This is a genomic window from Paenibacillus thailandensis, from assembly GCF_042685365.1.
Taxonomy (GTDB): domain Bacteria; phylum Bacillota; class Bacilli; order Paenibacillales; family Paenibacillaceae; genus Paenibacillus_AP; species Paenibacillus_AP thailandensis.
On record NZ_JBHUMY010000042.1, the window covers coordinates 1 to 9,362 of the forward strand.

The following is a 9,362-nucleotide window of genomic DNA, read 5'->3' on the forward strand; positions in this document are numbered from 1 at the left end:
CACAGTCCTCCGATGTTAGTCATTTCATCAGTTTAATCTGTGTCTACTATTAAGTCTAGCATCACGTATCTCGCAGCGGATATTACAAATGGCGTGATCGCCCTGAAAGTGAACGAGAGCGCCAGCACAAAGAATGGACAGAGCAGGTCAAGGAAGTGTTCGACGATTCCCGTCAGCTTTACGGGAGCCCAAAGGTCACGCAGAAGCTGAATCAGCAAGGAGTCAGCATATCTGAACGGACCGTAACACGGATTATGAAGAAGCAAGAGTGGCGGTCTAGAACCGTCAAGAAATATAAAGCCACAACGAATTCCAAGCACAGCCTGCCGGTACAAGACAACGTGTTAAACCAAGACTTTACGGCAAGTAAACCGAATGAGAAATGGGTGACAGATATTACGTATGTCGCGACCGGGGAGGGTTGGCTGTATCTGGCAAGCGTAATGGATCTGTACTCCCGCAAGATCGTTGGATGGCATATGAGTGACCGCATGACAAAAGAGCTGGTGCTGCAGGCGCTAAGGCAAGCTTACGGTCGTCAGCAGCCCGATGGAGAAGTGTTGCATCATTCCGATCGCGGCAGCCAATACGCCTCCCATGACTACCAAAAGCAACTCCAGGTTTACTCCATGACAGGGAGCATGAGCCGGAAAGGGAACTGCTACGACAACGCTTGCATTGAATCTTTTCATAGCATTATCAAAAAGGAACTTATCTATTTGAATAAATTTGAGACCCGTGCTGAAGCCGAGAAAAGCATCTTCGAGTACATCGAAGTATTTTACAACAATGAGCGTATTCACTCGACGATCGGGTACTGCACGCCATCTGATTTTGAAAGGCAGCACTACTTCAATACGGTGAATCACTAAAATCCATGTCTACTATCTTGACAGAGGTCCAGTGACGTATGAACTTGGCCCGGATGAAGAAGTAAGATTAGTCCGGCAAATGTTCCGGATGGCGGCAGAGGGAATGGGAGGCAAACGTATTGCCCGTGAATTAAATTTGCAAGGAGTGCCGGAAGGACACCGTTGGAGACCATCAACGATACTCGCTATACTTGGCAATCAGGTGTATTTGGGTCATCGCGTATGGAACAAGAAATCCGCAGTCAATGGAACCGTAAATCCGGCGGATGAGTGGATAGTAACGAAAAACGCACATCCCGCAATTATCGATGAAAAACTATGGAGTGCCGCCCAAGCATCACTGATGTCGCGGAAACAAAATAAATAGTTCATATGCAGTTTGATCGCAGGTATGCCGGTTCACATCGGTGTACCTGCTTTTTTATTCTCAAAACCATTATACGAAGGAGATGTTTACTCATGAAAGTTGCCATTTACGCCCGTGTATCGTCGGAACGTCAGGCTGAAAAGGAGTTGTCTATTCCGGCACAGATTAAAGCCATTCAGCAGTATTGTCAGAACAAAGGTTGGGTTATCGTCAACGAATTCATCGAGAAAGGCAAATCAGCCAAGACCGATGATCGCCCTGAATTTCAAAAGATGATTGCACTAGCAAAGCGGCCCAATCGTCCCTTTGATGCGGTTGTTGTCCACAAGTTTGATCGGTTTTCGCGGAAACGCGACGATCATGTGATCTACAAAGCGTTGTTGAATCAATTCGGAGTAAAGGTAATCTCCGTTACCGAGCAAACGGAGGCGGAAACACCACAGGATTTGTTACTTGAAGGAATGCTTGAAGTCATCTCCGAATTTTTCAATGCTAACCTGGCTGCAGAAGTGCGGAAGGGCATGACACAGAACGCTAAGCAAGGATACAGTAACGGCGGCACGCCGCCTTACGGATACCGGACTGAACATATTGCTCTCGGGAATCAGAAAACGAAAGCAGTATGGGTTCCGGGGCCGCGTGAAGAAGTGGATATTGTAAGGTGGATATTCAATCAGTACGCCTACGAGAATAAGGGATACCACAAGATAGCATCCGAACTGAATGAGCGGAAGATTCCGTCGCAGAAAGGCGGTACATGGTCGGCAAGTACAATCCGTGCAATCATTTACAACGAATCATATATTGGCCGCAAGGTGTGGAACAAACAGGACTATCAGACCAAGGGCAAAAAATGGAGAGACCGTTCGGAGTGGATTATCACTGAGAATGCTCATCCAGCCTTGATTTCCAAGGAATTGTTTGAACTGTGCCAAGAGATCGCCAAGAAGCGGCACAATGGCGGCGGAGAAACTCATAAGCCGTTTGGTTCAAAACCGGCGTCTCCGTTCTGGCTTCGAGGAGTAATGGTCTGTGACAAGTGCGGCACTAAAATGGTTGGCAATTCAGCTTCAACACGAACAAAGAGCGGCGGACAACGCTACTACACTTGCGGTGGCTATTTAAGGAAGGGAAAAGATTTTTGTCCTTATGTCGGATGGCGGAAAGACCGGGTTGAGGAATTGGTATCAAACAAACTGCGAACCGCGTTGTTGAGGTTGTCGATGGACAACAATCTATCGGAAGAAATCCGGCTGTACCATAACGACAAAAATAAGCATTGGAAAGTCCAGCAATCCAATCTGGAGGCAGAGATCAGCTTTCTGAAGAAAAAGGTTCAGGCTATCGAAGCGGACATACAATTGGGCAAGGGGAAACCATACCATCAGGAGATGCTCGACGAGATGAATCAGGAGTTACAGATGAAGATGGCGGAGTACGAAGCTCTTGCTCAGGGTATTACAGCGGTCGATATACCCGAAGAATATATTGCATCAGTAAAGTACGACATTCAGACTTTTATCAGCCTGTTGGACGACGAGGTAGCCAATCCGCAAATGTTGCACCAACTCGCCGGGAAGTTCATTTCGAAGTTGTTTATCCAACGGGAGACGAAAAAGATGTACTTGACGATCCGATTCAACTTCGATGAAGTTGAAGTCTATGAGAAAACCATAGTTGCTGAATGGTAAGTCCACAGGGGAGCAATCCCCTGTCTGGCACTTTTTAATCGGAACGGATATGTAGTGCAATTATTCTGTGCTAAGGGAAGGATTTTACATTTTGTTGTCGAAAATTAGTAGAGTAGTTGGTGCGTTGCTGAATTAAGAGTTGGTCATTATTAAGCATTATCTTGATAAAAAGAGGTGCAAAAAATGGTACTTTCCATTGCTACTGATGTAATAGAACATATAAATTCAGAGCGGTTTAAAGAGCTATTAAGAAAGCACAATTTACAAGTTTCGGGAACAAAAAATGAATTGGTTAATAGAATTAAACAAGCTATCAACGGTGAACTTGGAGAGGTCAGTTTAACTGTAGAAGCTTTAGATCAATTCTTGGCAGAGGAAATAAGTCATGGGAAGAATAGGATGTTATTTATCACTTCTTTCCCTTCAACTGCTAAACGTTTGCTACAAGATCGAAGATCAGTGCTTACCAATCTATCGGTTCATGGATTACCCCTTAATAATTTTAATCATTTACGCAGTATCGAAAGGCCAGAAGAAACTACATTAGTGTATATGAACATTAATTCAATACACGACGTTGTCAGGTCTTTATCGTTTTGTTTTGCAAAAACCACCATTATTGAAGGTTTAGTTGATGAGGAAGGAGAAGAACTCCCTCCACGATATGAAACTGATTACATATGGGCGGACATAGAGCCAGAAAGTGAAACTATTACAATAAAAATTAGACCGAAAGCAAATCATTTTGAAAATGTTGCTAAGACCAAGGAATTATATGAAGAAATTTCAACAAAATTGCGAGAGATATTTTCTCTCCCCCCGAGACTGATTGAGGAAACAAAGCATACACTATATAAAATATTCCGGGATTTGACGAGAACAGCGGAAGAACCATTTAGAGCACGTGTTGAACCGCTAAAGGATGAAATAAGAAAATTTGCAACTCAGAGTGCTGAAAAAATAGGTCTACCAAGTCCGGAGCAACCAGTTGACTTACCGTACCGTCTGTTCAGATTGTTAGAAAGAGCTCTAATTCAGCAGGAATTCGATTTGTACAAAGCTTACTTTGAAGGTAAAAGAGGGGTAATTGATCGCATTTCTTTCTCTGATCCAACAGGGGCACATGTAAATGCCCGGTCAGGCCAAGTGAATGATGGCATTGCAATGGCCGATATTTACTTTGATACAAGAGATACGATCGAAACCTTAAGGAAATTCGATAAGCTATGGGTGACTTGGTTTTATATTGAGGATCACCAAAAACCACCAGTAAAGATTGAAACAAAGTTTGAAGTGTTTAAAGAACATTTTACTATTCATTTTCTGTATGCTTATACAACAAAGGAGGTCGAGGATCATGTACTTTCCAACTTTAAGTACTATGAGTCGCTTCCAGATTGATGAATTCTTATATAATAAGTTGGATATTTGGCTAGGTACAAGACGGAAAGCGGTCAGGAATTTTTTAAGCCCTATACAATTTAGCTTAGATTGTGAAATTGATCAAGAGACATCAATTTCACTTTTTGTGATTTGTACGGAAAAAGATATAAATTTATTGAAGCAAAGATATGTTGTTGAATGTCCTTGTTGTCAAAGATTGCTAGGAGAGTATTTAGCTCCTGCTGACATTCCATTCATTATTGATTGTCCGGAGTGTGGAAAAAATATAAAAGTGAACAGAGATATGATTGTCATCTGGTTTAAATTAACTCAAGAACCATTGACACAACCATATCAAATTAATATTGACATGTCACTTATGGTGCGTGAATCTGTGGGAAAGGACATTAGCCTCCGACCAGAGCACATTGAAGCCTCAGAAAATCCAATGGTCAGGAGGCTTTTTTCCGGCTATAACGAGAGGTTGAGGAGTTCATAGGATGAAGATTCCGTTTACAATCCGTCAATTAATATGGCTAATCGTATGGATTATCATTTCAGCATTTTTAGTTACAGGCTTTACTTTATCTATTATCGCTTTTGCTGGTACTGGAAAAGACTGGGCGAGTGCGTTGATTCAAGCAATGGGTGGTATTATTGGTGGGATAATTGGTGGAATTGTAGCAATAATTGTTGCGGCCTATCAGATTACCAGAACATTTGCAAACGAAAGGAATAAGCAACGCCGAACATCGTGTACAATGCTTAAGTTGATACGCGAGGAACTACGCGACAATATAACTACTGTTGAAAGTGCTGTTCCATATAAAGCGGAAAACTTCAGAATTTTGAAAACGCAGCTTTCAGAAGATACTTGGCGAAGTTCTATGGTGTACTTGGATATCTCTGATCAGCTTCTTGTTAAACTAAATGTTGCATATAGAAAAATAGCATTGATTAAAAATCTCGATGCGACGGATGTTACGAGTGAATTATTAACTGAAACAAAGGATCAACTTAACACAATTCTGAATGTACTTAATTCTGAAATCGGTAACTCTGCAGATTTAGAATTAGACTAGGTTAGATCAACGCGGAAGCCAAATTTAAACGGCAAACAACAACAACAACCTCTGGCTCTGGCCGCCTAATAACGGCCTCCAGGCTCTTACCCTCCATCGCCCATGTGGCGGGCTAAGGGCTCAACTTTAGTGGGATACGCTGTCCAGTCTCCGCCTGGGGCTGGCTGAAGAAGACAATCAGGCTGACCCGAAGAGAATCCGGTGACAGGGAGTCTCCAGGGTGACATCAAAACTGTCACTACACCCGTAGAAGCCTGTGTGGCGTTATCTTCGGACAGGGGTTCGACTCCCCTCGCCTCCATAGAGATACGAAAAAAGAGACCTAAATGGTCTCTTTTTTCGTATCTTCGAGGCGAGCCAAGGGAGGCGAACCCGGGTTCAGTCCGCGCGCAGGGAGCGAAGCGGACGAGCACGGCATTGGAATCCACCGCTAAGGTTGGCATCCGTGAGTTGGCTTCGTCAACCCTGTGATCGAGATTCCAATACTCCCCTCGCCGCTTTGCATTCTATTTGAACAAAGAGGAATACACACTGTCGAGATAAGCAATAGAAACCTGTTCCGCTTCTTCTCTCAAAACTAATGCATCTGAACGTTGACGCAAGCGTTGATAAAGTTGGATAGTGATTTTTAATGCCTTGTAGCAGCTCTCATAGTTGTGAAAAGGGATCGTTTCTTTTAGTTCTTCTAATTCACTGGCGCAAAGTTCCTCCAACTTTCTGACTCCCCTGGGAAGTTGGCCATTATGCATTTGAATTAATGGACCTAATACCGTATTACGAAGAAATGTGATATGATCGATTAACTCAAATAATTCGCCTCTTCCTAGCTTCGTTGCGCCGTAATGAACCCAGACCCAGAAGCGGTCCTCCATCCATTGCGGACTTGGGTGTGGATGTGAGGGAGACGTTTTTTCGAAAATTGTACGGATTTCCGCTTCTCTTTCCCATAAAATGAGTGGATTTTCAATCCGTATTTTAAGTTCCGCCAATGTAACGAATTTAAGATCGACATGCAGCGGTTGTGGACCGTATAAGCATATAATCAAACGTGGCTCGCCAACATGCTCACCCGTAAATGCGGCGAGCAAATTCCCCATTCCTTCTGCAATGAGAAGCCGTTGATTCATGATCTGCTCCTGGTAAGCAGAGTCGTACACGATAACAAGGTCTAAATCGCTATACTCATCCATGGTCCCCGTCTTCATGGAACCGCCCGCAAGAAGGCCCAAAAATCGTTGATCTTGACTGACTTTTTCCTTAGCTTGTTGGATGAATCGTTCAAACACAGGTAAAAGCATAGAAACACCCCTTAAAATAAGACCCATAAAATGGGTATTACGCCAATATATCATTGTTGATCACTCATTGTCAATAATAGGACCCAGTCTACGGGAGGAGCGCTCGGGTGACATCAAATCCGTGACTACATAAAAGTATAAAATCCGTGTCTGAGCAAACGCTATTGACAAACGAACTACTACGTGTTACTTTATAGCTGTAGTAAGTATCACTTCATACCAGTGATACAAAATAGCAAGAGGTGATTGTGCTTGGAAAACCTAACGGAAATGCTCAAAGGGGTGCTTGAGGGCTGCGTCCTTGAAATTATAAGCCGCAAAGAAACTTACGGCTACGAAATCACGCGGCAGCTGAACGCCCTCGGCTTCACGGATGTCGTGGAGGGAACGGTGTACACCATCCTGATCCGGCTTGAAAAAAACAAGTTGGTGGAGATTACCAAGAAGCCCTCCGACATCGGACCGCCGCGAAAGTTTTTCGCAATCAACGATGCGGGGCGCGAGGAGCTGCGGAGGTTCTGGGAAAAGTGGGAATTCGTATCATCAAAAATGAACGAGTTAAAGGAGAAAAAATGATGAACTTTTGGGAAAAAATCACCGGCAGCGACATGACTAAAGAATTTAAAGCTTTTGAATCGCGAGCCAAAAAGCTGCCGGCTGATTATCAAGCGGCATGGGAACAAATTAATGCCAATCTTTGGCCGCACTCCGATTTCACCGGTCGCAACCTCATGCCAATTCTTGACGGTGTGCTTGGCCTTCTCGAAGAATCGGCGGCGGACGGTCAGCGTGTCCAGGAGGTTTTGGGTGACGATATCAAAGGCTTCTGTTCAGCGCTGGCCGGCGAAGAAGGGGCAAAGTCTATTCGCGACAAGTGGCGCGACCAGCTCAACAATAATATCGCGAAAAAATTAGGTAAATAGGAGGAGGACAAAATGAAAATACGAGATATCATCGAAGGCAAAAAAGAGTGGCGGGCGCACGTCGCGCGTGTCAAAGCGCTCCCGCAAGATTATCAGATTGTTTATAAGGAAATTCAAAAATATTTCTTTAAGGTCGGCCCTGTTGAGCTAACCGACGGGACGGGTTTGCTCTCGGGGATTGTCGATCTATTTGAAGAGGGCGCGGCCTTGGGGAAAGGCGTGCTCGAAGTGACGGGCAGTGACGTAGCGGCTTTCTGCGACGATCTAATCAAGGATTCTAAAACTTACGCCGACATCTATCAAGAATCTGCCCGCCAAGAAGGTGACAAGGCCATGAAAAAGGTTACGGATAAAAAAAAGTAAAAGGGTCATGCTCGTAGGGGTATCTCTTTGCGATATGCGCATACAATCGGAAAGCGGATTAATGTTTGCAGGCATTAAAATGATAACGGTCAACAAAAAAAAATCAAGTAAAGGGAGGGTAGGGAGTGTGTAAAGACGAGTGGATATTATGCCCGGTCTGTGGCAGCAAAACACGGGTCAAGATCCGTGATGATACGGTGCTTGAAAATTTCCCGCTATTTTGTCCCAAGTGTAAACGGGAAACGACAATCAATGTAAAACAACTGAATCTATCAATTATCAATGAGCCAGACGCTAAGACGCAGAGCCGATAACCGTGAGTGAAATCGCAGTTGTCGGCTCTTTCTTTTATGGTGCGCTTTGGAACGAATAAAAAAACGGAATGGGTGTTGAATATGTTTTTGTCCGTATCAAACCTTACGAAAAGCTATAACAAAGGGATTATTACCCATGTGCTCAAAGGTGTGGGGCTGGAAATGGAAAGAGGACAAATCGGAGTCCTATTAGGCCCCTCCGGATCGGGAAAATCTACGTTGTTGAACATTATAGGCGGCGTGGACCGGGCGGACGACGGCGCGGTCGAAGTGGACGGCGAGCGTATTACGGATTTAAACGACCATCAACTGGTTGAATACCGTCGGGAGAGCGTGGGCTTCGTCTTCCAGTTCTACAACCTTGTGCCGAACCTCACGGTAGCCGAAAACATCGAGGTTGTGTCGAACATCAGTAAACATCCGCTTAAAACAGAAGAGGTGCTTTCCGCTGTCGGACTTTCCGACAAAAAGAACCGTTTCCCCCGGGAACTGTCCGGCGGCGAGCAGCAGCGCGTATCGATCGCGCGAGCCATCGATGGATTATTTCAGCTCTTTGCCTTTTGGCGAGGGGGCCGACTCGGCTCTTCATAAGTTTTATCATTACTTGCCCGCCGATGTAAGAGAACAGATTGACCGGCTGAAGGACCGGATCATGTTCTGGAGCCCATATCGATTGATGTCTGCGGAAGTTCTTCAAACTCTCCTGCAAGCCATAATGATCCGCAGTGTAGTCGCCATTGAGTATAAATCCAGCAGCGGAGTATCGGAGCGGAACATTCAGCCGATCGGTCTTTATGCTAGTTCCGGCTACTGGTATTGTCCCGCGTATTGCTTCGCCAGGGGGGACATAAGGCAGTTCAGAGCCGATCGGATCCTCTCCGCTGCGCTTAACGAAACGGTTCCCTGCCGGGAGGAAGTAAGCCGGAACACTTTATTGGATCAACCGAAGAAGGATCGTCTGGAACAGACTACTCTCGAACTTGAGATGACGAAGAAAGGGGTGTGTGGACCTCTGTCAAGATAGTAGACACAAATTTTATCGATTTACCGTATTAAAGTAGAATTTTCG

12 protein-coding genes, 1 other RNA gene and 1 pseudogene are annotated in these 9,362 nt (G+C 44.6%); 13 read left to right on the plus strand and 1 reads right to left on the minus strand.

Annotated features, from left to right (window positions below):
* Positions 1-65: 65 nt before the first annotated feature.
* From ACFSW5_RS24220 to ssrA, 7 genes and pseudogenes are all read left to right on the plus strand, one after another.
* Positions 66-872 (plus strand): annotated as a pseudogene (locus ACFSW5_RS24220) (IS3 family transposase); the annotation flags it as partial.
* Positions 873-903: 31 nt separating this feature from the next.
* Positions 904-1,239, plus strand: coding sequence for a recombinase family protein (locus tag ACFSW5_RS24225; RefSeq protein WP_379279218.1), 336 nt, complete (start codon positions 904-906; stop codon positions 1,237-1,239).
* A gap of 92 nt (positions 1,240-1,331) precedes the next feature.
* Entirely contained in the window at positions 1,332-2,930 is a 1,599-nt protein-coding gene (locus ACFSW5_RS24230) for a recombinase family protein (protein ID WP_379279221.1), read from the plus strand.
* Between the two features lie 183 nt (positions 2,931-3,113).
* Positions 3,114-4,331: an SAP domain-containing protein gene (locus tag ACFSW5_RS24235; protein WP_379279223.1), complete on the plus strand. Its 1,218-nt coding sequence runs from the start codon at positions 3,114-3,116 to the stop codon at positions 4,329-4,331.
* A complete protein-coding gene (locus ACFSW5_RS24240; protein WP_379279225.1) occupies positions 4,288-4,812 on the plus strand; it encodes a hypothetical protein in 525 nt (174 codons plus the stop codon). The genes ACFSW5_RS24235 and ACFSW5_RS24240 overlap by 44 nt, the downstream gene beginning before the upstream one ends.
* A 1-nt stretch (position 4,813) precedes the next feature.
* On the plus strand, positions 4,814-5,395 hold the full coding sequence (locus ACFSW5_RS24245; RefSeq protein WP_379279227.1) for a hypothetical protein: 582 nt from the start codon (positions 4,814-4,816) through the stop codon (positions 5,393-5,395).
* Positions 5,378-5,699: a transfer-messenger RNA gene (ssrA, locus tag ACFSW5_RS24250) on the plus strand. The genes ACFSW5_RS24245 and ssrA overlap by 18 nt, the downstream gene beginning before the upstream one ends.
* Before the next feature lie 202 nt (positions 5,700-5,901).
* Here ssrA and ACFSW5_RS24255 read toward each other — a convergent pair.
* A complete protein-coding gene (locus ACFSW5_RS24255; RefSeq protein ID WP_379279229.1) occupies positions 5,902-6,693 on the minus strand; it encodes a nucleotidyltransferase domain-containing protein in 792 nt (263 codons plus the stop codon).
* Positions 6,694-6,963: 270 nt separating this feature from the next.
* Between ACFSW5_RS24255 and ACFSW5_RS24260 the strand changes: the two genes are divergently transcribed.
* The 6 genes from ACFSW5_RS24260 to ACFSW5_RS24285 all read left to right on the plus strand — a co-directional run bounded on the left by ACFSW5_RS24260 (position 6,964) and on the right by ACFSW5_RS24285 (position 9,317).
* Positions 6,964-7,269 carry a PadR family transcriptional regulator gene (locus tag ACFSW5_RS24260; RefSeq protein WP_379279242.1) on the plus strand — a complete coding sequence of 102 codons (306 nt, stop codon included), beginning with the start codon at positions 6,964-6,966 and terminating at the stop codon, positions 7,267-7,269.
* Positions 7,269-7,616, plus strand: a complete 348-nt coding sequence (locus ACFSW5_RS24265) for a DUF1048 domain-containing protein (protein ID WP_379279232.1) — start codon at positions 7,269-7,271, stop codon at positions 7,614-7,616. Before ACFSW5_RS24260 ends, ACFSW5_RS24265 begins: the two co-directional genes overlap by 1 nt.
* A 12-nt stretch (positions 7,617-7,628) precedes the next feature.
* Positions 7,629-7,979, plus strand: coding sequence for a DUF1048 domain-containing protein (locus tag ACFSW5_RS24270; RefSeq protein WP_379279234.1), 351 nt, complete (start codon positions 7,629-7,631; stop codon positions 7,977-7,979).
* Positions 7,980-8,104: 125 nt separating this feature from the next.
* A complete protein-coding gene (locus ACFSW5_RS24275; RefSeq protein WP_379279237.1) occupies positions 8,105-8,293 on the plus strand; it encodes a cysteine-rich KTR domain-containing protein in 189 nt (62 codons plus the stop codon).
* Positions 8,294-8,299: 6 nt separating this feature from the next.
* Entirely contained in the window at positions 8,300-8,884 is a 585-nt protein-coding gene (locus tag ACFSW5_RS24280) for an ABC transporter ATP-binding protein (RefSeq protein WP_379279239.1), read from the plus strand.
* A gap of 85 nt (positions 8,885-8,969) precedes the next feature.
* Positions 8,970-9,317 (plus strand): helix-turn-helix transcriptional regulator, encoded by a 348-nt coding sequence (locus ACFSW5_RS24285; protein WP_379279244.1) that lies wholly within the window; start codon positions 8,970-8,972, stop codon positions 9,315-9,317.
* The last annotated feature ends 45 nt before the right edge of the window (positions 9,318-9,362 follow it).